22 protein-coding genes and 2 tRNA genes are annotated in these 24,882 nt (G+C 70.1%); 9 read left to right on the forward strand and 15 right to left on the reverse strand.

The features are described 5' to 3' along the window. The first annotated feature begins 28 nt into the window (after positions 1–28). Both ACXVUM_RS00610 and ACXVUM_RS00615 read left to right on the forward strand, forming a co-directional pair. On the forward strand, positions 29–526 hold the full coding sequence (locus ACXVUM_RS00610; RefSeq protein WP_458519954.1) for a pyridoxamine 5'-phosphate oxidase family protein: 498 nt from the start codon (positions 29–31) through the stop codon (positions 524–526). 101 nt (positions 527–627) lie between these two features. Next, complete coding sequence (locus ACXVUM_RS00615) at positions 628–822, forward strand: Lsr2 dimerization domain-containing protein (protein WP_458519955.1); 195 nt, start codon at positions 628–630, stop codon at positions 820–822. A 56-nt stretch (positions 823–878) separates the two neighbouring features. Here ACXVUM_RS00615 and ACXVUM_RS00620 read toward each other — a convergent pair. The 5 genes from ACXVUM_RS00620 to ACXVUM_RS00640 form a co-directional block, all read right to left on the reverse strand. After that, positions 879–951 (reverse strand) — tRNA-Glu (locus tag ACXVUM_RS00620). A 106-nt stretch (positions 952–1,057) separates the two neighbouring features. Further along, positions 1,058–1,129 (reverse strand) — tRNA-Gln (locus ACXVUM_RS00625). Positions 1,130–1,218: 89 nt separating this feature from the next. Then, positions 1,219–2,706: a glutamate--tRNA ligase gene (gltX, locus tag ACXVUM_RS00630; RefSeq protein WP_458519956.1), complete on the reverse strand. Its 1,488-nt coding sequence runs from the start codon at positions 2,704–2,706 to the stop codon at positions 1,219–1,221. 5 nt (positions 2,707–2,711) lie between these two features. Then, complete coding sequence (locus ACXVUM_RS00635) at positions 2,712–3,542, reverse strand: alpha/beta fold hydrolase (protein ID WP_458519957.1); 831 nt, start codon at positions 3,540–3,542, stop codon at positions 2,712–2,714. 1 nt (position 3,543) lies between these two features. Next, positions 3,544–4,317 carry a fumarylacetoacetate hydrolase family protein gene (locus ACXVUM_RS00640; protein WP_458519958.1) on the reverse strand — a complete coding sequence of 258 codons (774 nt, stop codon included), beginning with the start codon at positions 4,315–4,317 and terminating at the stop codon, positions 3,544–3,546. Positions 4,318–4,425: 108 nt separating this feature from the next. Between ACXVUM_RS00640 and ACXVUM_RS00645 the strand changes: the two genes are divergently transcribed. Next, positions 4,426–5,721: an MFS transporter gene (locus tag ACXVUM_RS00645; RefSeq protein WP_458519959.1), complete on the forward strand. Its 1,296-nt coding sequence runs from the start codon at positions 4,426–4,428 to the stop codon at positions 5,719–5,721. On the opposite strand, the gene ACXVUM_RS00650 is transcribed toward ACXVUM_RS00645, so the two are convergent. Genes ACXVUM_RS00650 through serA form a run of 3 tightly spaced genes read right to left on the reverse strand, consistent with a single transcriptional unit; the run spans position 5,650 to position 9,143 of the window. Further along, on the reverse strand, positions 5,650–6,486 hold the full coding sequence (locus tag ACXVUM_RS00650; protein ID WP_458519960.1) for a class I SAM-dependent methyltransferase: 837 nt from the start codon (positions 6,484–6,486) through the stop codon (positions 5,650–5,652). The genes ACXVUM_RS00645 and ACXVUM_RS00650 overlap by 72 nt on opposite strands. Positions 6,487–6,543: 57 nt before the next feature. Then, positions 6,544–7,551, reverse strand: a complete 1,008-nt coding sequence (locus ACXVUM_RS00655) for a 3-isopropylmalate dehydrogenase (RefSeq protein ID WP_458519961.1) — start codon at positions 7,549–7,551, stop codon at positions 6,544–6,546. Next, on the reverse strand, positions 7,548–9,143 hold the full coding sequence (gene serA / locus ACXVUM_RS00660; protein WP_458519962.1) for a phosphoglycerate dehydrogenase: 1,596 nt from the start codon (positions 9,141–9,143) through the stop codon (positions 7,548–7,550). The genes ACXVUM_RS00655 and serA overlap by 4 nt, the downstream gene beginning before the upstream one ends. Positions 9,144–9,367: 224 nt before the next feature. Here serA and ACXVUM_RS00665 point away from each other — a divergent pair, with 224 nt between their 5' ends. Then, complete coding sequence (locus ACXVUM_RS00665) at positions 9,368–10,027, forward strand: serine protease (RefSeq protein WP_458519963.1); 660 nt, start codon at positions 9,368–9,370, stop codon at positions 10,025–10,027. A 622-nt stretch (positions 10,028–10,649) separates the two neighbouring features. Here the strand turns inward: ACXVUM_RS00665 and ilvC are convergent. The 3 genes from ilvC to ACXVUM_RS00680 are packed head-to-tail and all read right to left on the reverse strand — an operon-like array spanning position 10,650 to position 14,129. Continuing rightward, positions 10,650–11,651: a ketol-acid reductoisomerase gene (gene ilvC / locus ACXVUM_RS00670; protein ID WP_458522744.1), complete on the reverse strand. Its 1,002-nt coding sequence runs from the start codon at positions 11,649–11,651 to the stop codon at positions 10,650–10,652. A gap of 49 nt (positions 11,652–11,700) precedes the next feature. Beyond that, the gene (ilvN, locus tag ACXVUM_RS00675) at positions 11,701–12,201 is read right to left on the reverse strand and encodes an acetolactate synthase small subunit (protein WP_458519964.1); all 501 of its coding nucleotides are present in this window, start codon (positions 12,199–12,201) and stop codon (positions 11,701–11,703) included. Beyond that, positions 12,198–14,129, reverse strand: a complete 1,932-nt coding sequence (locus ACXVUM_RS00680; protein ID WP_458519965.1) for an acetolactate synthase large subunit — start codon at positions 14,127–14,129, stop codon at positions 12,198–12,200. Before ACXVUM_RS00680 ends, ilvN begins: the two co-directional genes overlap by 4 nt. Before the next feature lie 265 nt (positions 14,130–14,394). Between ACXVUM_RS00680 and ACXVUM_RS00685 the strand changes: the two genes are divergently transcribed. The 4 genes from ACXVUM_RS00685 (at position 14,395) to ACXVUM_RS00700 (ending at position 19,676) form a co-directional block, all read left to right on the forward strand. Further along, complete coding sequence (locus tag ACXVUM_RS00685; RefSeq protein WP_458519966.1) at positions 14,395–14,901, forward strand: PH domain-containing protein; 507 nt, start codon at positions 14,395–14,397, stop codon at positions 14,899–14,901. 136 nt (positions 14,902–15,037) lie between these two features. Then, the gene (gene ilvD / locus ACXVUM_RS00690; RefSeq protein ID WP_458519967.1) at positions 15,038–16,885 is read left to right on the forward strand and encodes a dihydroxy-acid dehydratase; all 1,848 of its coding nucleotides are present in this window, start codon (positions 15,038–15,040) and stop codon (positions 16,883–16,885) included. Between the two features lie 245 nt (positions 16,886–17,130). Continuing rightward, the gene (locus ACXVUM_RS00695; RefSeq protein ID WP_458519968.1) at positions 17,131–18,801 is read left to right on the forward strand and encodes a GMC oxidoreductase; all 1,671 of its coding nucleotides are present in this window, start codon (positions 17,131–17,133) and stop codon (positions 18,799–18,801) included. 53 nt (positions 18,802–18,854) lie between these two features. After that, positions 18,855–19,676, forward strand: coding sequence for a crotonase/enoyl-CoA hydratase family protein (locus ACXVUM_RS00700; RefSeq protein WP_458519969.1), 822 nt, complete (start codon positions 18,855–18,857; stop codon positions 19,674–19,676). 3 nt (positions 19,677–19,679) lie between these two features. Here ACXVUM_RS00700 and ACXVUM_RS00705 read toward each other — a convergent pair whose 3' ends face one another. Then, positions 19,680–20,372, reverse strand: a complete 693-nt coding sequence (locus ACXVUM_RS00705; RefSeq protein WP_458519970.1) for a hypothetical protein — start codon at positions 20,370–20,372, stop codon at positions 19,680–19,682. 33 nt (positions 20,373–20,405) lie between these two features. After that, positions 20,406–21,590 carry a DoxX family protein gene (locus tag ACXVUM_RS00710; protein ID WP_458519971.1) on the reverse strand — a complete coding sequence of 395 codons (1,185 nt, stop codon included), beginning with the start codon at positions 21,588–21,590 and terminating at the stop codon, positions 20,406–20,408. Positions 21,591–21,667: 77 nt separating this feature from the next. Between ACXVUM_RS00710 and ACXVUM_RS00715 the strand changes: the two genes are divergently transcribed. Further along, positions 21,668–22,804, forward strand: a complete 1,137-nt coding sequence (locus ACXVUM_RS00715; RefSeq protein ID WP_458519972.1) for a PQQ-dependent sugar dehydrogenase — start codon at positions 21,668–21,670, stop codon at positions 22,802–22,804. Positions 22,805–22,828: 24 nt separating this feature from the next. Here the strand turns inward: ACXVUM_RS00715 and ACXVUM_RS00720 are convergent, their stop codons facing one another. Continuing rightward, complete coding sequence (locus ACXVUM_RS00720) at positions 22,829–24,466, reverse strand: solute symporter family protein (protein WP_458519973.1); 1,638 nt, start codon at positions 24,464–24,466, stop codon at positions 22,829–22,831. After that, positions 24,463–24,828, reverse strand: coding sequence for a DUF485 domain-containing protein (locus tag ACXVUM_RS00725; RefSeq protein ID WP_458519974.1), 366 nt, complete (start codon positions 24,826–24,828; stop codon positions 24,463–24,465). The genes ACXVUM_RS00720 and ACXVUM_RS00725 overlap by 4 nt, the downstream gene beginning before the upstream one ends. Between the last annotated feature and the right edge of the window lie 54 nt (positions 24,829–24,882).

The raw sequence follows: 24,882 nt of genomic DNA on the forward strand, positions 1-24,882 counted from the left end.
CGACGAAGCGACCCGAGGAGGCACCCGAGTGGGAACCAAGCAGCGCGCACAGATCGTGATGGACGGCACCGAGATCGAGGAGTTCCTGCGACGCAGCCGAACCGCCACGCTCGCCACCCGCGGGCCCGGCGGCGCGGTCCATCTCGTCGCGATGTGGTACGCCCTGCTCGACGGTGAGATCTGGTTCGAGACCAAGGCGAAGTCGCAGAAGGCGGTGAACATCCGCCGCGACCCCGCGGTGTCGGTGATGGTGGAGGACGGTGTCACCTACGACCGCCTGCGCGGCGTCGCCGTCGAGGGGACGGCGGAGATCGTCGACGACCCCGACTCCCTGCTCCGGGTGGGCATCAGCGTGTGGGAACGCTACAACGGCGAGTACACCGACGAGGTCCGCCCGTTCGTCGACCAGATGATGCACAAGCGGGTCGCCGTTCGGGTCGTCCCCGACCGCGTTCGCAGTTGGGATCACGCCAAGCTGGGCCTGCCGGAGATGCCGATCGCGGGGAGCACCGCGGCGTTCCTGTGATCGACCGACAACCCGTGCATGTGGTGCGAACGTCGTACTGCACGCACGCCCGGCCCTGGGTACCGTCTCGAAGCATCACTGATCCGAGGGGGTTCACGACCGTGGCACACATCGACGAGGTCGCCGGGGCGCGCGAGGCACGCGCGGGCGACACACATGCCGAGACCATCCACTATGGGTTCGACGGAGCCGAGTACGCGATCGACCTCGACGGTGACGAGGCCGCACGCTTCCGGGCCGAGATCGAGCCCTACCTGCTGGCGTCGCGGCCGGTACGGTCCCGACGCGCCGGCTGAGACCAGCCCACCAGACGACTCGAGCCCCCCGACGTGGTCGGGGGGCTCGTGCGTTGTAGCCCCGACGGGATTCGAACCCGCGCTACCGCCTTGAGAGGGCGGCGTCCTAGGCCGCTAGACGACGGGGCCAGGAACTTCGTGTCACTTCGCCGTGGCCGGGTGAGCCCGGTGCGGCGACGCCAGATTACTGGTGCGGGAACGGAAACCGAAATCGGTGCTCCGCGCCTGCGCGACGCTGGGGTACCAGGACTCGAACCTAGAATGGCGGTACCAGAAACCGCTGTGTTGCCAATTACACCATACCCCAATGGATGCTTCCCCCGGCCGACGAGCGACCGGGAAAAGCGCCGTGAAGCAGGATAGCAAGGGCCTACACCCAGACCACAAATCGCCTGCTCAGGCCGGGTTCTGACAGTGATCGCGGCGGGCTGCGACGAGGCGGGTGATCGCGCTCTGTCGACCCAGCAGCTCGAGCGACTCGAAGAGCGGCGGGCTGATGTGCGAACCGGTCACCGCGACACGGATCGGACCGAACGCCTTGCGTGGCTTCAGGTCGAGGCCGTCCACGACGGCCTCCTTCAACGCCGCCTCGATCGAGTCGGTCGTCCAGTCGGTGACCGACTCCAGCGCGCTGGTCGCGGCGTCGAGGACCGGGCCGGCGTCCGGCCCGAGGTTCTTGCGCGCAGCGGTCTCGTCGATCGTGAGGTCGGCGTCGGCGGTGTAGAGGAACGCGATGAGCCCCCAGGCGTCACCGAGCACCTGGATGCGCGTCTGCACCAGGTCGGCGACGGTGGCGAACGCGGTCTCGTCGACCGTCGCGGGCAGGAGGCCCGCGGTGTCGAGGTGGGCACGCAACCGCCGGGCGAAGTCGGCCGGCTCCAGACGCCGGATGTGCTCGGCGTTGATCGCCTCGGCCTTCTTCTCGTCGAATCGGGCGGGGTTGGCGTTGACCGTCCGGATGTCGAACGCGGCGATCATCTCGTCGAGGCTGAACACGTCATGGTCGTCGGCGATGCCCCAGCCCAGCAGCGCCAGGTAGTTCAGGAGCCCCTCGGGGATGAAACCGCGGTCGCGATGATGGAACAGACTCGACTGCGGGTCGCGCTTGGACAGCTTCTTGTTGCCCTCGCCCATCACGAACGGCAGATGCCCGAACTGCGGGACCGCGTCGGCACGACCGATCCGGATGAGCGCCTCGTACAGCGCGATCTGACGCGGCGTCGACGACAGCAGGTCCTCGCCCCGCAGCACGTGGGTGATCTTCATCGCCGCGTCGTCGACCGGGTTCACGAGGGTGTAGAGCGGACGCCCGTCGCCGCGGGTCACCGCGAAATCCGGGACGGTGCCGGCGCGCGCGGTCTGCGGACCCCGCACGAGGTCGTCGAAGGTGATGTCCCGATCGGGCATGCGCAGTCGGACCACCGAGGTGCGTCCCTCCGACCGGAACCGCTCGCGATCGGCCTCGGTGAGGTCGCGGTCGAAGTTGTCGTAGCCGAGTTTCGGGTCCCGACCGGCCGCCCGGTGCCGTGCCTCGACCTCCTCGGCGGTGGAGAACGCCTCGTACGCCTCGCCGGCGGCGAGCAGTTCGGCGACGACCTCGCGGTGCAGACCCGCACGCTCCGACTGCCGGTACGGCGCGTAGGGCCCGCCGACCTCGGGGCCCTCGTCCCAGTCCAGACCCATCCAGCGCAGCGCGTCGAGCAGGGCGTCGTAGGACTCCTGGGAGTCGCGCGCGGCGTCGGTGTCCTCGATACGGAAGACGAAGTCACCGCCCGTGTGTCGCGCGTGGGCGTAGTTGAACAGCGCCGTCCGGACGAGTCCGACATGCGGGGTGCCGGTCGGAGAGGGACAGAAGCGGACGCGGACGCGGGACGGTGCGGACATGCCCGTCAGGCTATCGCCCGTCCCAGGAAGTCGATGAGGAGCCGGTTCACCTCGTCCGGCTGCTCGAGGTATCCGTAGTGGCCTGCTCGTTCCACCTCGCGGTACTCCGCGGTCGGGATCGCCTCGGCGACCTCGCGCGCGAGGTGCGGGGGAAGTGTCCGGTCGTCGGCGAATCCGATCACCAGCGTGGGCCGCGTGATCGAGCGATACGCCGCCAACCGGTCGGCCTCGTTGTCGTGCAGCTGTAGCTGCGCGCGGACCCCGGGGGTGCGCGCCTCGCCGGAGAACTCGATGATGTCGAGCCAATCTCGCGCCGAGGCGTCGTCGACGAGGGTGTGCGGCGACAGGTTGAGGTGTGCGGTGATCGCGGCGCGGTACGCGTCGGGCAGGACGATGCCCTTGTCGATGATCTCGCGCTCACCCCGCGAGATCGCCTCCTGCATCGGGCCGTTGCGGCCGTACGTCGCGATCAGCGCCGCGCACCGGACGACGTCCGGGCGGGTCAGGGTCAACTCCTGCGTGATCCGCGCGCCCAGTGAGGTGCCCACCACCGCAGCGGGTCCCGCGTCGAGGTGCTCGATCAGGGCGGCGGTGTCGGCGGCCATGTCCGCGATGCCGAAGCCCTCCGGGCACTCGCTGGAGGGCGCGATGCCCCGGTTGTCGAATGTGACCACGCGGTAGCCGGCGCGCACGAGCGCGGGCTGCTGGTGGGCCTTCCACACACGACCCGGGCTGCCGGTGCCCATCACCATCACGACGAGCGGGCCCTGTCCGGCGTCCTCGTAGGAGATCGAGATCCCGTTGACGGACGCGGTTCTCGGCGGGGTCGGCGGCATCTCAGCTCCGGTCGACGACGGGGTTGGTCAGCGTGCCGACGCCCTCGACGACCACCGAGACCTCCTGCCCCGCCGTCATCGGTCCGACGCCCTCGGGCGTCCCCGTCAGCAGGACGTCGCCCGGGAGCAGGGTCATGATCGACGAGATCCACTCCACGATCGCCCCGATGTCGTGGATCATCAGCGAGGTCCGGCTGCGTTGGACGACGGCGCCGTCGAGTTCGGTGCGGATCTCGAGGTCCGACGGGTCGATCTCGGTCTCGATCCACGGCCCGAGCGGGCAGAACGAGTCGAAGCCCTTGCCGCGCGTCCACTGACCGTCGGCCTGCTGCAGGTCGCGCGCCGTCACGTCGTTGGCGACGGTGTAGCCGAGGACGGCCGACCGTGCCTGTGCCGCGGAGACGTCCTTGCAGGGCCGGCCGATGACCGCCGCGAGCTCCCCCTCGTAGTCGACCCGGGTCGAACTCGGCGGCCGCACGATCGGCACCCGGGGCCCGATGATGGAGGTGTTCGGCTTGATGAAGATCACTGGGTCCGCCGGAGCCTCACCACCCATCTCCGCCGCGTGCGCCGCGTAGTTCTTCCCGATGCAGACCACCTTGCTCGCCAGGATCGGCGCGAGCAGGCGGACGTCGGACAGCGGCCACGACCGACCGGTGAAGGTGGGTGTGCCGAAGGGATGCTCAGCGATCTCCCGTGCGCGGGCGTCGTCTCCGTCGCCCTCGATCGCCACGAAGGCGACGCCGTCCGGACTCGCGATTCGACCTAGTCGCATGGTTCCGACCCTATCCCACCGTGCGGGAAGCGGGCTCGCGGGTACACCACCGTCGGTATTACCATTCGGGACACTACTCCCAATTTGTGGGACGCGAGAGGGGTGGCGATGACGACGACGGAGCAGACGGTCCCGGTGGCGGTCGGGGCGGTCCGTCGCTGGGCGATGCTGGCGGCGTCGGTCCTCGCGGCGATGGCGACCACGTGCGCCGTCTCGGGTGCCGGCTTCCTCATCCCCACGCTGCACACCGACGAAGGGCTCTCGATCGCCGCCGCGTCGACGCTCGCGAGCGCGCCGACCGTCGGTCTGATGGTCTCGATCATCCCGTGGGGCGCCGCCCTCGACCGGTTCGGCGAACGCAGGATCCTGGTGTTGTCCCTGGTGCTCACCGTCGTCGCCACGGCCGCTGCGCTCGCGGCGGCGGCGGCAGACCTCGGCTACGTCGCACTGGGGGCGACACTCGTGGCAGGCGGTGTGGTGTCGGCCGCGACGAACGGCGCGAGTGGGCGCATCGTGGTCGGGTGGTTCCCACCGCGGTCGCGCGGCACGGCGATGGGCGTCCGCCAGACCGCACAGCCGCTCGGGATCGGGTTGTGCGCCATGACGATCCCCGTCCTCAGCGCGGGCCACGGGATCACCGCGGGGCTCGTCGTGCCGCTGGTGGCCGCCGTCGTCGCGCTGGTGGCGGTGGCGGTGTGTGTCGTCGACCCGCCCCGGACGGCGACGACACCCGGCTCCGTCGCCGAGGGCGAGAACCCCTACCGCACATCCCGATTCCTTCCCCGCGTCCACGCCGTCAGCGTGTTGCTGGTCATCCCGCAGTCCACGTTGTGGACGTTCTCCACGGCATGGCTCATCGTCGGTCACCACTGGTCCCCCGCGTCGGCGGGGGTCGTCGTGACCGGCGCCCAGTTCCTCGGCGCGGCAGGCAGGATCGCGGCGGGCCGGTGGTCGGACGTCTGGGGGTCACGGATGCGGCCGATCCGGGTGATCGCCGTCGCCGCGGTGATCATGTCTGCCGCACTCGCGCTCACCGACTGGCTGGGGAGCCCGGTGGCCGTCGTTCTCATGGTGGTCGCCACCGTCGTCACGGTGGCCGACAACGGCCTCGCGTTCACCGGCATCGCCGAATACGCGGGACCACGGTGGAGCGGACGCGCACTCGCGGTGCAGAACACCGGTCAGTTCCTCGCCACCGCGGCGACCACGCCGGCGCTCGGTGCCGTCATCGGCGCGTTCGGGTTCCCGGCCGCCTTCCTGGCGATGGCGGTCGCGCCGGTGATCGCGCTGCCGCTGGTGCCCTCCGACCCGGACGGCTCCGTCGCCGCCCGATCAGACGGTCGCGGCGATGACGATGTGCCCGCCACCGGCGTCACCGGCGGGCGGGACCCCGAGCAGCCGTGAGCGGATGTCGGGTCGGGAGAGGTCGTCGACGGTGACGAAACCTGCAGCGGCGAGCATCTCGCTCATCTGCGCCGGTGCCACAGGGGCGGACAGCGGTTCACCGACCGCCGTCGTGCGTTCCTGCAGCGACGACGACCGCCGCCGCTCGGCCGGGTCCGCGGTCGCCGCCAGCGGCGCACGGTAATCCGCGACGACCTCGCACGGCATCGTCCCGAGCGCACCCAGCGTGGCCGCGACGGCGTCTCGACTGAGGTACGGCACGACCCCGAGCCACATGACCACCACCCGGCGGGTCGGGTCCAGCCCCTCGGCCTGCAATGCGTCGAGCAGGTCATCGCGCTCGAAGTCGACGGGGACACAGCGCACGTGGGGTCCCGCCGGGATCCCGGCGTCGCGCAGGCGTTCGCGCTTCCATGCACCGGTGGCGGGGTGATCGACCTCGAAGACCGTCACCTCGCCGGTGTCCAGACGGTATGCGAAGGTGTCGAGCCCAGCCCCCAGCACGATCACCTGGTCGCAACCGTCGGCGACAGCGGCGCGGGCCCGGTCCTCGGCGCAGCGATGGCGTGCGGCGATGAAGACCCGCAGCCCGCGGTCGGGATCGTCCCCGACCGCCGCCAGAGCCGCCGTCCGCTCGATGCCGAGGATCGGCCACGCCAGCGGGTCGCGGAACACCGATCCGCCCTCGAGATCCTGGTGCAGCGCCCGATGCCGCGCCGCACCGAATGCGGTCGCGCTCGGCTCACCGTCTCGCACACCGACCACGCCCCTTCTCGCACGTCGCCCACACCGTCGCCGGCCCCTCGGGTCGGCGGACGTCGGCTACAACCGTGAACGGATGCGGGCGCCGGTCTCGGAGGTGCTCACCGGGCCGGAGCGCTCGGCGAGATCGGCGGCGACCGCCGCCTCCACCCGCTGCGCGGCATCGGTCTCACCGATGTGGCGGAGGAGCAACGCCACCGACAGGATCGCCGCGGTGGGGTCGGCCTTGCCCTGTCCGGCGATGTCCGGCGCGGATCCGTGGACCGGCTCGAACATCGAGGGGTTGGCCCCCGTGGCGTCGATGTTGCCCGATGCCGCCAGCCCGATACCGCCGCTGACCGCGGCCGCGATGTCGGTGATGATGTCGCCGAACAGGTTGTCGGTGACGATCACGTCGAACCGTCCGGGGTCGGTGACCATGTGGATGGTCGCGGCATCGACGTGACAGTAATCCGTTGTCACGTCGGGGTATTCGCGAGCCACCTCGTCGACGGTGCGCTGCCACAGCGAGCCCGCGTAGGCGAGGACGTTCGTCTTGTGCACCAGCGTCAGCTTCTTGCGTCGCACCTGTGCGCGGTCGAAGGCGTACCGCACCACGCGTTCCACCCCGAACCGGGTGTTGAGGCTGACCTCGGTGGCCACCTCATGCGGGGTCCTGGTGCGGATGGCCCCGCCGTTGCCCGTGTACGGCCCCTCGGTGCCCTCACGGACCACGACGAAGTCGATCGACGGGTCACCGGCCAGCGGCACCGGGACGTTCGGGAACCGGACGCTCGGACGAAGGTTCACGTGATGATCGAGCGCGAAGCGCATCGTGAGCAGCAGGCCACGCTCCAGCACGCCCGACGGCACCGACGGGTCACCGATCGCGCCCAGCAGGATCGCGTCGTGCTCGCGGATGGAGGCGAGGTCGGCGTCGGTGAGGAGTTCGCCCGTGCGGTGGTAGCGACGCGCGCCGAGGTCGTAGTCGGTGGTCTCGACCCCGTCGACGACGGCGTCGAGGACCTGCACCGCCTCCCCGATCACCTCCGGTCCGATGCCGTCCCCGGCGATGACCGCGAGCCTCACGTCAGGTCCACCTGACGGATGAGGGTCGCCGACACCGCCTCGGCGATGGCGTCGACGACGGCGGCGGGGATCTCCCGGTCCACGCGCAGCAGCACGGTCGCACCGCCACCCTCCGCGTCCTGCGACAGGCCTGCGGCCGCGATGTCGATGCCCGCGTTGCCGAGCAGCGTGCCGATCTTGCCCAGGGTGCCCGGCTTGTCGCCGTAGCTGACGACGAGGTTGCGGCCCTCGGCGCGCAGGTCGAAGTTGCGACCGTTGATGGTCACGACCTTCTCCACCTCGGCCGGTCCGCTGAGGGTGCCCGCGACGTTGACCGTCGACCCGTCGCCGAACACGGCCTTCACGTCGACGAGGCTGCGATGGTTCGGGCTCTCGGTGGCGGTCACGACCTCGCTGGTCACGCCACGCTCCTGGGCGACCGTCGGCGCGTTGACGAACGTCACCGGGTCCTCCAGGACGGCCGAGAACAGACCGCGCAGCGCCGACAGTCCGAGGACGTCGACGTTGCGTACGGCCAGTTCGCCGCGGGCCTCGACGGTGATCGACGTGGGGATCTGCCCGGAAACGGCCCCGACGAGCACGCCCAGCTTGCGGACGAGCTCCAGCCAGCCGCCGACCTCCTCGTCGACCGGGCCGCCGGTGATGTTGACCGCGTCGGGGACGAAGTGTCCGGCCAGCGCGAGGCGGACGCTCTTGGCGACGTCGGTGCCGGCGCGGTCCTGCGCCTCCGACGTCGACGCACCCAGGTGCGGGGTCACGACGACCTCCGGCAGCTCGAACAGCGGGCTGTCGGTGCAGGGCTCGGTCGCGAACACGTCCAGACCGGCGCCCCGGACCTGACCCGACTTGATGGCGTCGGCGAGTGCGGCCTCGTCGATCAGCCCGCCGCGGGCGGCGTTGACGACGATGACCCCCTTCTTCGTCCGGGCGAGCTGCTCGGCGCCGATCATCCCGAGCGTCTCGGGGGTCTTCGGAAGGTGCACGGTGAACAGGTCGGCGCGCTCGAGGAGTTCGTCGAGGGTCACCAGCTCGATGCCGAGCTGTGCGGCGCGTGCCGGCGAGACGTACGGGTCGTAGGCGATGATCTGCGTCTCGAACGCCGCGAGACGGGCCGCCACCAGTTGGCCGATCCGGCCGAGACCCACCACGCCGATCGTCTTGCCGAAGATCTCGACGCCGTTGAAGCTCGACCGCTTCCACTCGTGGTTGCGCAGCGTCGCGTCGGCCGCCGGGATCTGGCGGGCCGCGGAGAGCATCAGCGAGATGGCGTGCTCGGCGGCGGTGTGGATGTTCGACGTCGGGGCGTTGACCACCATGACGCCGCGCTCGGTCGCCGCGGGGACGTCGACGTTGTCCAGGCCGACACCGGCGCGCGCGACGATCTTGAGCTTCGGCGCCGCGGCGAGGACCTCGGCGTCCACGGTCGTCGCAGATCGGACGAGGATCGCGTCGGCGTCGGCGACCGCGGCGAGGAGCGCCGGGCGGTCGGGCCCGTCCACCCACCGCACCTCGACGTCGTCGCCGAGCGCCTCGACGGTCGACGGTGCGAGTTTGTCGGCGATCAGGACGACTGGTCGACCGGAAGTGCTCACGCGGGGTTCTCCTGTGGATGTCGGTGCTGTCGGGGCCCGGGACGGACCTCCCGGCTCAGCTTAGAGGTGACGGATTCGACGCCGACACGCGAGCATCCGGCAGCGACTGGGTACCGGACCGGTCACGAAGTGGCGGTGTGACGCCGGTTACGGATACATTGCCCCTGAATCCGTGTACGACGGATCCTTCGTGCTGGGCCGGGGAATGAGGAAGTGGAGCACCCATGGTGAAGAAAATGGCAGTCCTGCTCGCCGTCGTGGCGGCTGCGCTGCTGTCGATCGTGGGTACCGGGGCCGCGTCCGCGGCGCCGAACATCCCGCTGGGTGGTGGCTCCGGGATCATCATCCTGAAGAGCGGCGACAGCGGTGACGCCTGCACCCTGACGACCATCGGCAACGACGGTGCGGGGCGGCTCGTGGGCCTGACCGCAGGCCATTGCGGTGCCGTCGGCCAGACGGTCTACTCCGAGCGGTTCGGCAACCGCGGTCCCGCCGGCCGCATCATCGTCTCCAACAACGACCTCGACTTCGACGTCATCCAGTTCGACCGCGCGAAGGTCATCCCGCTGCGCACCGTCGGCAACGTGACCATCCGGTCCATCCAGACCACCCCGCCGCAGTTCCCGTCGATCCTGTGCAAGACGGGCCGCACCACCGGGTCGACGTGCGGTGTGACGTTCTTCTCCGACAACGTCTCCCACTTCAGCGCGGTCTGCGTCGCCGAGGGTGACTCCGGCAGCCCCGTGGTCATCGGCGATCGCCTCATCGGCATGGTCAACGCCTACTACTTCACGGCGTGCATCGGTCCCGAGACCGGCTCGAACATCGGCCCGATCCTCGCGGCCATGAGCCGTGCCGGGGTGAACAACTTCCGCCCCATCTGATCTGTCGCTCGACGAGAGCCCCGCCGGGATCCGGCGGGGCTCTCGTCGTCTGGGGGCGGACCACCACACGTCGAACCGTTCCCCGCTGCGCGAAACCCAGCACCGACACGGGGATTCGCCCGCCGTTTCTTCCTCTCGCCACCCCACGTCGGACTCGCCCGCCGAATTACCCGGGCGAACCCGACGCGGGCGGGCGAAACCCCGCCGTTCGCACCCTCGCCCACCGTTCGCACGCCCCCGGTGCATTCGCACGGCCCCCGTGCCGCGCGAACAGGCCGACGACGCGCGAATCGTCCCCGACCGAGCGAAACCCCCCGGACTGGGGGATTCGCCCGCGATCTCGGACTCCCGCCACCCCACATCGGACTCGTCCGCCCAATTGCCCGGGCGAACCCGACGCGGGCGGGCGAAACCCCGCCGCTCGCACCCTCGCCCACCGTTCGCACGCCTCCGGTGCATTCGCACGGCCCCCGCGACATGCGAACAGGCCGACGACGTGCGAATCCGTCCCCGACCGAGCGAACCCCGCCACTCGACGACACGAACAGTCAGGCCGACGACGGCGAGAGCCCCCACCGGTGAACGGTGGGGGCTCTCGTGGGTAGAGCAGAGTCCCTGTGGGTCAGGCGGTCTCGGTGATGGGCCGGTCGACCCAGCTCATCAGGTCGCGCAGCTTCTTGCCGGTCACCTCGATGGGGTGCTCGGCGTTCTTGGCGCGCAGCGACTCGAGCTCGGTGTTGCCGCCCTCGACGTTGGCGACCAGGCGCTTGACGAACGTGCCGTCCTGGATGTCCTTGAGGATCCCGCGCATCCGGTCCTTGGTGCCGTCGTCGATGACCCGCGGCCCCGACAGGTACCCACCGAACTCGGCGGTGTCGGAGACCGAGTAGTTCATCCGCGCGATGCCGCCCTCGTACATGAGGTCGACGATGAGCTTCAGCTCGTGCAGCACCTCGAAGTACGCCATCTCGGGCGCGTAGCCGGCCTCGACCATGACCTCGAACCCGGTCTTGACCAGTTCCTCGGTGCCACCGCAGAGCACGGCCTGCTCACCGAACAGATCGGTCTCGGTCTCCTCCTTGAAGGTGGTCTTGATGACGCCGGCGCGGGCGCCACCGATGGCGGCGGCGTAGCTCAGTGCGAGCGCCTCGCCCTCACCCTTGGGGTCCTGCTCGACCGCGATCAGGCAGGGCACGCCCTTGCCGTCGACGAACTGACGGCGGACGAGGTGCCCGGGCCCCTTGGGGGCGACCATGCCGACGGTGATCTGCGCGTCGGGCTTGATCAGACCGAAGTGGATGTTCAGTCCGTGGCCGAAGAACAGCGCGTTGCCGTCGGTGAGGTTCGGGGCGATCTCGTCGGCGAAGATCTGCGCCTGCGACGTGTCCGGCGCCAGCAGCATCACCACGTCGGCCCACTTCGCGGCCTCCGCCGCCGACATGACCTTCAGGCCCTGCTCGGACGCCTTGTCCCGCGATGCACTTCCCTCACGCAGACCCACGGCGACGTCGACGCCGGAGTCGCGCAGGCTCAACGAGTGTGCGTGCCCCTGGCTGCCGTAACCGATCACAGCGACCTTGCGGCCCTGGATGATCGACAGATCGGCGTCGTCGTCGTAGAACATCTCGACTGCCACTGATACTTCCCTTCGGTTCTTCGAAACGATGTGCGTCTCAGCGGGTGGCCGAGATGCTCTTGGGTCCACGCCCGAGCGCGACCGCGCCGGACTGTGCGATCTCGCGGATGCCGTACGGATCGAGCATCCGCAGCAGAGCCTCGAGCTTGTCCGACGTCCCGGTCGCCTCGATGGTGACCGACTCGGTGGACACGTCGATGACCTTCGCGCGGAACAGGTCCACGATCCCGGTCACCTCGGAGCGCGACGACGCGTCGGCGCGCACCTTGATCATCATCAGCTCCCGCGACACCGAGGACTCGGGGTCCTGCTCGACGATCTTGATGACGTTGATCAGCTTGTTGAGCTGCTTGGTCACCTGCTCGAGCGGGAAGTCCTGCACGGAGACGAGGATCGTCATCCGCGAGACACCCTTGATCTCGGTGGGACCGACGGCTAGGGACTCGATGTTGAAACCTCGACGGGAGAACAGCGACGACACGCGCGCCAGGACGCCCGGACGATCCTCGACCAAGACGCTGAGGGTGTGGGTGGTCATCGGTCGCCTTCCGGTTCGGTCTTGCCGTCGGCGCCGGGGATCATCGCCGCGTGGATGTCGACGGGGTCCGAGGCGGCCTCGTCGTCGTCGAACAGCGGGCGGATCCCCTTGGCCGCCATGATCTCGTCGTTGCCCGTGCCCGCGGCGACCATCGGCCACACCTGGGCGTCGGCGCCGACGATGAAGTCGATGACGACGGGGCGGTCGTTGATCGCGCGGGCCTGCGCGATGATGTCGTCGACGTCGGCCTCGTTCTCGCAACGGAACGCCGCACACCCCAACGCCTCCGCCAACTTCACGAAGTCGGGGATGCGCCGCGAGTGCGTCGCGAGGTCGGTGCTGGAGTACCGCTCGTCGTAGAACAGCGTCTGCCACTGACGGACCATGCCGAGGTTGCCGTTGTTGATCAGGGCCACCTTGATCGGGATGCCCTCGATCGCGCAGGTCGCCAACTCCTGGTTGGTCATCTGGAAGCAGCCGTCACCGTCGATGGCCCAGACCTCGGTGTCCGGCGCGGCCATCTTGGCCCCCATCGCCGCCGGCACGGCGTACCCCATGGTCCCGAGACCACCGGAGTTGAGCCAGGTGCGCGGCTTCTCGTAGGAGATGAACTGTGCGGCCCACATCTGGTGCTGTCCGACACCGGCGCAGTAGACGGCGTCGGGCCCGGCGGCCTTGCCGACCGAGGAGATGACGAACTCCGGTGACATCGAACCGTCGGACGGCCGGTTGTAGCTCAGCGGGTAGGTGCGACGGATCCCGTCGAGGTAGGACCACCACTCGGTGAGATCGGCGGTGCGGTTGCTCGTCGCCTGCTCGTCGCGGATCGCCTCGATGAGTTCGGTGATGACCGCGCGGCAGTCGCCGACGATCGGCACGTCGGCGTGCCGGTTCTTGCCGATCTCGGCGGGGTCGATGTCGGCGTGGATCACCTTGGCGTCCGGGGCGAACGACGACAGCTGACCGGTGACGCGGTCGTCGAAACGGGCGCCGAGGGTGATGAGCAGATCGCTGCGCTGCAGGGCGGCGACCGCCGCGACGGTGCCGTGCATGCCGGGCATGCCCAGGTGCTGGGTGTGGCTGTCCGGGAACGCTCCTCGCGCCATCAGCGTGGTGACGACGGGGATCCCGGTGAGCTCGGCGAGCGCGAGCAGTTCCTCCGAGGCCTCGGCCTTGATGACACCGCCACCGACGTAGAGGACGGGCTGCTCGGCCGCGGCGATGAGCCGTGCCGCCTCGCGGACCTGCTTCCCGTGCGGCTTGGTGACCGGCCGATAGCCCGGGAGGTCGATCTGCGGCGGCCACGAGAACGTCGTCTGGGCCTGCAGGATGTCCTTCGGGATGTCGACGAGGACGACCCCGGGACGGCCGCTCTCGGCGATGTGGAAGGCCTCGGCCATCACCTGCGCGATCTCGGCACCCGAGGTCACCAGGAAGTTGTGCTTCGTGATCGGCATGGTGATGCCGGTGATGTCGGCCTCCTGGAAGGCGTCCGTGCCGATGAGGGCCCGGCCGACCTGCCCGGTGATCGCGACGACGGGGACCGAGTCCATCTGGGCGTCGGCCAGAGGGGTGATGAGGTTCGTCGCACCCGGACCGGAGGTGGCCATGCAGACACCTGCGCGACCGGTGATCTGCGCGTATCCGGTGGCGGCGTGGCCGGCTCCCTGCTCATGCCGGACCAGGACGTGCCGGACCTTCTGCGAGTCGAGCAGCGGGTCGTACACGGGCAGGACGGCGCCGCCGGGAAGCCCGAACACGACGTCGACACCGAGCTCCTCGAGGCTGCGGACCACGGCCTGCGCTCCGCTGACGCGCTCGGGCGCCACCGTCGCGGCGCCGATCGTGCGGGGGCGGGCCGACGGGGAGGGCTTCGCCGACGGCCGGTCGGCGGATGAGTCCGCAGGCCGAGTTGCTGGTGCGCTCACTGCACTTTCCTCTGCTGGTCAAGGAGTCGAGAACGAGGTGTCGGGCAACAAAAAACCCCCGACAGCCGGTGGCTGTTCGAGGGTGGCGCGTCTGCTTCGTGAGGTCTCGTCGAAACCCGGTCAGGCGATGACGCGCCGGCCGAGTACGAGAATGTCACGAAGGATCACGAGAGCAAAGGTAGGTCTGCGCCCGCGCGCGAGTCAACTTGCTGGTCATGCTGTCCCAGATGATGGGACGATACCCCCCGGATGCCACAATCGAGACGTGTCCGCTCCCGAACCCGAGACAGACCCCGGCACCGTCGAGACGCCTCCGGCGCAGGTCACGAACGGACCGGTGGTGTTCCGCATCGCGGGCACCGCCTACTTCGGCCCACTGATGATGATGGTGACCGCGCTGATCCTCGCCGGGACATCGCTGGTGTATCTCGGCTGGACCCTGGTGGTGCCGTTCGTCGCCGCCTGGTGGATGCGCCACATCCGGACGGTGGCCACCGCCGACGGTGTCCGCGCCGTCGGCACGCTGCGGACCCGCGAGTTCGCGTGGGCCGATCTCACCGGTCTGTCCTTCCCCCGGTGGGGCTCCGTCCGCGCCGAACTGGCCGACTCCAGCCGGGTCCGGTTGCCTGCCGTCTCGTTCCGCGATCTGCCGCGACTGTCCGCGGTCAGCGGAGGACGCATCCCCGACCCCTACGCCGCGCGGGCGGAGACGGTGGCCGAGGCCGAGGACTCCGCCGACGACCCCGCCGCCGAGGAGCCCCGGGGCGACTGAGCTCCCTCGTCTCGCCCTCGGTCGCGCCGTGACCGGTGACGACGCCCCGCGCGGGCGGCGTACGCTGGCCCCGGCCTCGGGCCGTCGTCTCACGTCGCGATCGGCCCTCGTACCCACCATCCGATCGAGGTAGACCATGCCGCCGTTGAGATCCCGCACCACCACTCACGGACGCAACGCCTCCGGCGCCCGCTCGCTGTGGCGCGCCACGGGCATGACCGACGACGACTTCGGGAAGCCGATCGTGGCGATCGCGAACTCGTACACGCAGTTCGTGCCGGGCCACGTGCACCTCAAGGACGTCGGTGAGATCGTCGCCGACGCCGTCCGCGCCGCCGGCGGCGTCCCCCGCGAGTTCCACACGATCGCCGTCGACGACGGCATCGCGATGGGCCACGACGGCATGCTCTACTCGCTGCCGAGCCGCGAGATCATCAGCGACAGCGTCGAATACATGGTGAACGCCCACACCGCCGACGCCCTGGTGTGCATCTCGAACTGCGACAAGATCACCCCCGGGATGCTCAATGCCGCGATGCGCCTGAACATCCCGACCGTCTTCGTCTCGGGCGGTCCGATGGAGGCCGGCAAGTCGGTCGCCGTCGGCGGTGTGGTGCACCCGTCGTCGGACCTCATCACGACGATCTCCGCGTCCGCGAACGACGCGGTCGACGACGACGCCCTGTCCGAGGTCGAGCGGTCCGCGTGCCCGACCTGCGGATCGTGCTCGGGCATGTTCACCGCGAACTCGATGAACTGCCTCACCGAGGCCCTGGGACTGGCACTGCCGGGCAACGGCTCGACACTGGCCACCCACGAGGCACGTCGAGCGTTGTTCTCCCGCGCGGGAACCGTCGTCGTCGACGCCGCGACACGCTGGTACCGCGACGACGACGACAGCGTCCTCCCACGGAACGTGGCCACCGCGACCGCCTTCCGCAACGCGATGGCCCTCGACGTCGCGATGGGCGGGTCGACGAACACCGTGCTGCACATCCTCGCCGCCGCGCAGGAGGGCGAGGTCGACGACTTCGACCTGTCGGTCATCGACGACATCAGCCGCCGCGTGCCGTGTCTGGCGAAGGTCGCGCCGAACTCCGACTACCACATGGAGGACGTGCACCGCGCCGGCGGGATCCCCGCCATCCTGGGTGAACTCCGACGAGCCGGACTCATCGACGACACGGCGACCACGGTCCACTCCCCCACTCTCGGAGCGTTTCTCGACGACTGGGACATCCGCGGTGGGACGGCCACCGAGACCGCGCTCGAGCTCTTCCACGCGGCACCGGGCGGCGTGCGGACCACGACGCCGTTCTCCACCGCCAACCGGTGGAGCTCCCTCGACACCGACGCCGCGGGCGGCTGCATCCGCGACCTGGCGCACGCCTACACCGCCGAGGGCGGATTGTGCGTCCTCACCGGCAATCTGGCCGCCGACGGCGCGGTCCTCAAGACCGCCGGCATCGACGAGGACCTGTGGCACTTCGAGGGTCCCGCGCGGGTGGTGGAGAGCCAGGAGGAGGCCGTGCAGGTCATCCTGAGCAAGACCATCCAGGCCGGCGAGGTGCTCGTCGTGCGCTACGAGGGCCCGTCGGGCGGCCCGGGGATGCAGGAGATGTTGCACCCCACCGCCTTCATGAAGGGCACGGGCATGGGCAAGAAGTGCGCGCTCGTGACCGACGGGCGTTTCTCCGGCGGCTCGTCGGGGTTGTCGATCGGACACGTGTCGCCCGAGGCCGCGGCCGGCGGCGACATCGCGCTCGTCGAGGACGGCGACCCCATCCTGGTCGACGTGCGGACCCGACGTCTGGAGATCCTCGTCGACGACGAGGTGCTCGCCGAGCGCCGCGCGAAGATGGAGGCATCCGAACGGCCGTGGCAGCCGCGCGAACACCGTGAACGAAAGGTCACCACTGCACTGCGGGCGTACGCGAAGCTCGCGACCTCCGCCGACCGGGGCGCCGTCCGCCGCGTCGACTGACGCCGTCGACTGACGCCGTCGACGTCGCCGACCCTGTCCGGTGCGGGTCGTCGCCGGGTGACCGGGCGATGCCCCTGCATCCCCGACGACGCCGTACCGCACGACGATCGGTATCGACCGCGGTGTCGTACACTTCTGCACGCCGCGTCCGGGGAGGGCGCGGTGTGCCGGTCGGTCTGGGGAGGGCGATCGGTGCGGGTCCCGCGACGCGGGACCGGTTCGTCTGCCTGGGGGGGAATCACGGCATGGATCGCCGCACGTTCATGAAGTTGTCCGCTGCCACCGCTGCCGGTGCCGCGGTGCCGTCGGCGCTCGCAGCCGCCACCGCGGGAACCGCCGCCGCCGCACCCGCCGCGCGCGGGCGCTACGAGCGGCTCGTCCCGGAGATCTTCCGGCCCGTCCCACCGCCGCGTCAGCATTCCGAGGCGCTCGTCATCGGCTCGGGGTTCGGCGGCGCCGTCAGCGCCCTGCGGCTCGCCGAGGCCGGCATGCAGACCACCGTGCTCGAGCGCGGATCGCGCTGGCCGCACGACCCGTGGCGGGAGATCTTCGGCTCCGACGGCCGTCAGTACTGGCACGCCCAACGGTCGCTGGCGGACCGGTCGCTCGACTCGACCCTCGCGGTGCCCGGACACGGGTTCGCCGCCGCCGCGATGGCCGGCATCGACGATTTCGGCGGGCTGTTCGAGATCAGCTGGCACCACAACGCCGCCCTCATGTGCGCCGCCGCCGTCGGGGGCGGGTCGACGGTGTACATCGCCATCACCGTCCAACCCGAACGCACGCCGTTCGACGAGGCCTTCCGCGGCGTCGTCGACTACGACGAGATGCACCGCATCTGGTACCCGAAGGCACTCGCCGGGCTCGGCGCGACCGTGACGCCGCGAGATGTGATGGCCGACCGTCACTTCGACAACGTCCGGGACTTCGAGCGGACTGCACGCGCGGCCGGGTACTCGCCGCACCGCGTCCCGGGCAACTGGAACTGGGACGTCGTGCGGAACGAGATCGCCGGTCGTGCGCGGCCGGAGGCGATCGTGTCGTCGGCGACGAACTCGAACGGATCCCTGCACTCCCTGCAGTTCAGCTACCTGCCACGCGCCGAGGCGACCGGTAGGGCCACTATCCATCCCCGCCACCAGGTGACCGGAATCCACGTCGAGAAGTCGGGGCGGTACGTCGTCGAGGCCGAGTACCTGAGCCCGTACGGCGATGTCCTCGCCGAGCGCGTCCTCACCACGGACCGGCTCGTCCTCGCCGCAGGGTCGTTGGGCACCAACAGGCTGCTCGTCGCCGCCCGCGAGACGGGCACACTGCCCGAGCTCAGTCCCCTCATCGGCACCGGCTGGGGCAACAACGGCAACGCCAACATCGACGTCGCCGTCGGCAACGCACGCAAGGGGCCGCAGTCGGCCGTCGGGGCGTCCTGCTTCTACGACACCGACGGGCCGTTCGCACGCGTCGTCGTCAACAACACCTACACACTGGGCCCGCTCGACGATCTGGCCGCCGCGGCGAACGTCTCGGCGTTCAAGACCGGCATCACCTCGATCGACCCGACGCGCGGTGCGTTCCGCTACGACCGGTCGTCGAAGAACGTGGTGCTGCACTGGCCGGCCGGCGGGAACGGTGCCGTGGAGGCGAACTCGCTGCGGATCGGCCACCGACTCGCCGAACGATCGGAGCTGCCGGTGGACGGGGTGTTCTACGAGCCGGATCTGTTCTGGGCGCACATGTGTGGCGGCGCGGCTCTCGGCGCGGGCACCGACACCCACGGCCGCGTCAAGGGCTATCGCAATCTCTACGTCGCCGACGGCGCCATGTTGCCCGGCTCCTCGGCGGCGTCGAACCCGTCGTTGACGATCACCGCGCTCGCCGAGCGCAACATGGCCGCGATCATCGCCGCCGGGGGGTGACGCGGTCGCGACGGCCCGAAGGTGGGCCGCTGGCGATGCCTTAGGCTGCGGGGATGACCGACTGGCGCGCCTTCACCGTCGACATCAGCGATCACGTCGCGGAGGTGACGTTGATCGGCCCGGCAAAGGGCAACGCGATGGGCCGCGACTTCTGGGCCGAACTGCCGCAGGTGTTCGCGGAGCTGAACGCCGACGACGACGTCCGCGCCGTGGTGCTGGCCGGGTCGGGCAAGCACTTCTCGTTCGGGCTCGACCTGGCGGAGATGGGTGGCGAGTTCGCCCCGCTGCTCGCCGACCAGGCTCTCGCCGGCCCCCGCAGCCGCTTCCACACCCTCATCGAGTCGATGCAGGCGTCGGTGACCGCGGTCGCCGACAGTCGAGTTCCGGTGGTCGCGGCGATCCAGGGGTGGTGCATCGGTGGCGGTGTCGACCTGATCGCCGCGGCCGACATCCGCTACGCCAGCGCCGACGCGCAGTTCAGTGTGCGCGAGGCGAAGGTCGGGATCGTCGCCGACATCGGGTCGCTGCAGCGTCTACCGGCGATCATCGGCGAGGGAGCAGTGCGGGAACTCGCCTACACCGGCAAGGACATCGACGCGCACCGCGCCCTGCGGATCGGTCTCGTCAACGACGTCCTCGACGATGCCGAGGCAGCGTTGGCGACCGCCCGGGCCACCGCGGCGGAGATCGCCGCGAACCCGCCCCGCGTGGTGGAGGGCGTCAAGAACGTCCTCGACCACCCCCGTCGCGGTCCCGTCGCCGACGGCCTGCGTTACGTCGCCGCGTGGAACTCGGCGTTCCTGCCGTCGCACGACCTGACCGAGGGCATCACCGCGGTGTTCGAGAAGCGTCCACCGGTCTACCGCGGCGAGTGACCGTCAGCGTTCCAGTTCACCGGCGACCCGCCGCTCGAGCTGGGCGTAGGTGACCGCCGGCAGGGTGACCAGTCCTTCGAGTTCGTCGAGAGCGCGCCGGTAGGCCGACTGCCGTTCCTGCGGTGTGGCCCCCGTGTCCATCGCCAGCCGCAGCAGACTCTGTGCCCGCACCAGCCGGGACTGCTCCTCGCCGCTGAAGTCGCCGCGACGTCGGCGTCTCGCCTCCGACTCCGCCGCGTCGAACGCCACGGCGTAGTCGTGGACGGCGGTGCGGTAGGCGGCCTGGGCGGCATGATCGCCGACGGTCTCCGCGGGCTCCGACGGTCGGAGGGAGTCCGCCTCACGCCGCGCCCGATGGAACGCGACGGTCAACGGCTCGCGCATGTTCGTCATCATCGGGAACTCGAGCAGCGCGATGACATCTGTCTCGTAGGTGAACCACCGTCCGTCGACGGTGTCGTGTTCGGCCATGAGGCGTGTCGTCGCCCGGGTCTCCGCCTCGGCGTCGACGCGTCGCTTGCCCGCGGCCTCCGCCGCGGCGATCTTCGCCTGCTGTTTCAGACGGAACCGTTCCATGCGCCGGTCGGCACGACGCTGGTTGGCGGCCGCGACGGCCCGGAAGCCGCCGAAGATGGTGCCGCTGAACGGGAAGACCAGCCACCAGTAGTTCCCGAGGACGTGGAGTACCTCGTTCACACGCTGTTCGCCCGGCCTCGCACGATCACCAGGCTAGTTCGACGTCGGGTTGCCCGGCGAGTGGAACGGGTTGGTGCCGTTGAGCAGGATCCAGATCGCGACCGGGACCGCGATGCCGATCACCAGCCAGGCGACCGACCCGACGAACGGTCTCGTCGCCCATCCACGGCCGAAGTCCAGCGAGATCCGCCCCGGCCCGGTGAGGATGATGACGGCCGCGGCGATGCCGAGGAACACCTCGTACTCGATACCGGGACCGGCCTGTCCGGTGGCGAAGAACCACACACCGCCCGCCAGGGTCGCCTTGTAGGTCGCGGCGAGGATCATCACGCCGAGCACCGCGGCGCCGGCGATCGGGGTGAGCAACCCGAGTACCAGCATCAACCCGCCGAGCGACTCCGACAGGGCACCGATGATCGCGAGGGGCTTGGTCGCGTCCCCCCGGAATCCGATGTCCGGGTTGGGGTTGTTGGCCAAAAACGCCTCGAACCCGCTCAGCCGGGGCCCGTTCCACCAGCCGAACAACTTCTGCGCGCCGTGCGCCATGGCGATGAGTCCGACCGCCACCCGCAGCGCCAGCAGACCGAGGTCGGTGGTGCCACGCCGCGCCGCGGCCTGTGCTGCGGCCAGCTCGTCGTCCTCGTCGTCGCGGGTGCGGTCCCGCCGGGAACCGCGGCGTAGGCCACGACGGCTGCCCGCGGGATCGAGTCGCTCCGTCCGGTCGTCGGCCCATCGGTCGTCGTCGCGCGGATCCGGGTCGTCGTGGGTCAGCTCGTCCCGGGCGAGATCGTCCTGGGTCAGCTCGTCGTCGCCCAGATCCCGTTCGGAGTAGGCGCGGGTGCGCCGGTCCTCCGCGTCGAACGCGGCCCGACGGTTGTGTTCGCGGTGGAACGCGTCGCGATCGATGGCCGTCGTGGGCGGCGCGGTGTCGCGGGCCTCGCGGTTCTCGCCGGTCTCGCCCGAACCGGTCGATCCCGAACCGCTCGCGGCAGGAGTCGCGACGGTCGACGCCGAATCGGCCGAGTCCCGTCGGTACGGCTGGTAGCCGACGACACCGGTCTCGTCGGACCCGGCCTCGCCCGCGTCGGCGTCCGCCTGCCCGCTGTCGGCCCGACCGCTGTCACCGTCGCCGAGATCACGGGGCATGCGGAAGGTCTCGGTCGGCTCGTCGTACGGGCTGGCCCCCTGGGCGCGGGGCTCCGGATCTCGTTCGCTCACGGCCTCACCCTAGGCGCGGACGGGCGCCCGGACGCGGACGCGGAGGGAGTGTCCGACGATCACCTACCCTGGGGCGCATGTCGGCCGGCCCTCGACGCACACGCGTCACCCTCGCCGCGCTGGTGTGCGTGCTGGCAGTGGGCCTCGCGGGATGCGCCGACTTCGGGGCGCAGGACGAACAGCGGTCGGCGGGACCGTTCAGTTCCGAGAACCTGACACCCGTCGCACCGACTCAGACGCCGCCGTCGGAACCGCCGACCGACGACGGCCCACCGCCGTCCGGGCCCTGCGTCGACCCGGACCCCGCGGTCATCGCCACCTGTCTGGCTGCCACGAGCGCGGTCATGGTCGGTGACCCCAAGGGTGAGTCGACCATCGTCGCCGAGCGCACCACCGGCAAGATCATCCTGACCGCGCGCAACGCTCCGAAGAAGGTCGTCGCGTCGTTCGACGTGGACCCCTCCGGCGACGGTGGTCTGCTGGACTTCGCGATGTCCCCCACCTACGAGCAGGACCGCCTCGTCTACGCGTTGGTGTCGACTCCCGTCGACAACCGTGTCGTCCGGATCGCACCGGGCGACGTGGCCAAGCCGATCCTCACCGGTATCCCGCGCGGCACGACCGGCAACGTCGGGTCGCTGCTGTTCCGCTCCCCGGGTGAACTCCTCGTCGCGACCGGCGACGCGGGCGACCCGCAGGCCGCCGCGGATCCGGCGTCGCTGGCCGGGAAGCTACTGTCGGTGACGGATCTGGAGTCCGGCGCGAACGCGCGCCCCCGGATCCTCGCGTCCGGACTCGGCGAGAACGCCACCATCTGCGCGAATGCCACCAGCGGCCGTCTCTACCTCACCGATCGGGCGCCCACGGCCGATCGCCTGCAGATCATCGACCCGTCGGGCGGGTTGCGTCCGCTGTGGACGTGGCCTGATCGACCGGGCATCTCCGGGTGCGCCGCCGCGGGCGGGAGTGTCCTGGTGTCGGAGGCGGGACGACAGCGCGTCGAACTGCTCGGTGAACCGACCCGCGAGAACCCCACGGTCACCCCACCGGTGACGGTGCTCGAACGCCGCTACGGCGTGCTCGGCCGGATGTCGGCGACACCGTCGGGCCTGTTCCAGGTCGGCACCCTGAACAAGCAGTCGGGTCGACCGGTCGCCACCGACGACCGCGTGGTGCGCTTCCTGCCCCCGAACGGATCGCAGAGCCGCGTCTGACGGCAACGCCCTCTCGCCCAGGGTTCAGTGACTGATCGCCTTCTCCGCGCCGACGCCGGTGAGCGACCGCACCTCCATCTCGGCCTGGCGGGCACTGTCCTCGGTGTCCGGTGAGGTCCAGGTCCCGATCGCCCCGAGCAGGAACGCGAGCGGGATCGACACGATGCCCGGGTTGGACAGCGGGAACCAGGCGATGTCGATGCTGGTGATCATGGCCGTCGACGACCCCGTCACCGCCGGCGAGAACACGATGAGCACGACCGTCGAGATGAGGCCGCCGTACATGCTCCACAGGGCACCGCGGGTGGTGAAGCGACGCCAGAACAGCGAGTAGAGAATCGTCGGCAGGTTGGCCGCCGCGGCGACCGCGAACGCCAGGGCGACGAGGAACGCGATGTTCTGTCCGTTGGCGAGGATCCCGAGCCCGATGGCGATGAGACCGATGACGACCGCGGCCACCCGGGACACGCGGACCTGTTCCTTCTCGTCCACGTCGCCCTTCTTGATCACCGACGCGTAGATGTCGTGGGCGAACGACGCCGAGGCGGTGATCGTGAGTCCGGCGACGACGGCGAGGATCGTCGCGAAGGCCACCGCGGAGATGATCCCCAGCAGGATCACGCCGCCGAGTTCGAAGGCCAGCAGCGGCGCGGCCGCGTTCTGACCACCGGCTGCGGCCAGGATGCGGTCCGGCCCGACGATCGCCGCGGCTCCGTACCCGAGCACCAGGGTGAACAGGTAGAACGCGCCGATCAGCGCGATCGCCCACACGACGCTGCGCCGGGCGTCGCGGGCGGTCGGCACGGTGTAGAACCGCATCAGCACGTGTGGCAGACCGGCGGTGCCCAGGACCAGCGCGAGGCCGAGTGAGACGAAGTTCAGCTGGCTCTGCCACGATCCGCCGTACTGTGCGCCCGGGGCCAGGACGTCACGAGCGGCCACCGTCTCCGACGCCGAGCCGGAGACCATCGCCTGCGCCTCGCCGAGCATCCCCGAGAAGTCGAAACCGAACTTCACCAGCACCATCACGGTCATCAAGGCCGCACCGGCGATCAGCAGCGCCGCCTTGATGATCTGGACCCACGTGGTGCCCTTCATCCCGCCGACGAGGACGTAGACGATCATGAGGACGCCGACGACCGCGATGACGATCGACTGCCCGGCGCGGTCGGAGATGTCGAGCAGCAGAGCGACGAGGCCACCGGCCCCGGCCATCTGCGCGAGCAGGTAGAACAGCGACACCGCCAGCGTCGTGACTGCCGCGGCGGTCCGCACCGGGCGTTCCCGCAGCCGGAAGCTGAGGACGTCGGCCATCGTGAACTTGCCTGTGTTGCGCAGCATCTCGGCCACGAGCAGGAGTGCGACCAGCCAGGCGACGAGGAATCCGATCGAGTACAGGAAGCCGTCGTAGCCGTAGACGGCGATCGCGCCCGCGATGCCGAGGAAGCTCGCCGCCGACAGATAGTCGCCGGCGATGGCGACACCGTTCTGCGGCCCGGAGAAGGCACGGCCGCCGGTGAAGAAGTCCGCCGCGGTGGCGTTGTTTCGGCTCGCGCGCACGACGACGACGAGGGTCACGACGACGAACAATCCGAAGATCGTGATGTTCGCCGCCGGGTTGCCGACGGTCTCGTCGGCTGCGGAGATCAGGGTGTCGTTCATCGGGTGCCCTCCATCTGCTCGCGGATCGCCGTCGCCCGCGGATCGATCTCACGGTTGGCGTAGCGCACGTAGAGACCGGTGATGAGGAAGGTCGTCACGAACTGCGCGAGTCCCAGCAGCAGGCCGACGGTGATGGTGCCGGTCACCCGCGTCGCCATGACGTCGTGGGCATACGCGCCCAGGAGCACATACGCGAGGTACCAGGTCAGGAAGGCCACCGCCATCGGGAAGACGAAGCGCCGCAGTCGATGTCTGAGCTCCGTGAACTCGGGGCTGGACTGGACGGCGACGAAATCGTCGGCGGTGGGTACGCGGGGCTCGTGGGCGCCGGTCGGGCGCGCGGACTCCGTCTCGCTGGTCATCGTTCTCCTCCGATTCGACCGTGTGGGTCGAGTCGGACGCTAGCGTGACGAAGC

The organism is Williamsia sp. SKLECPSW1 (assembly GCF_054332755.1).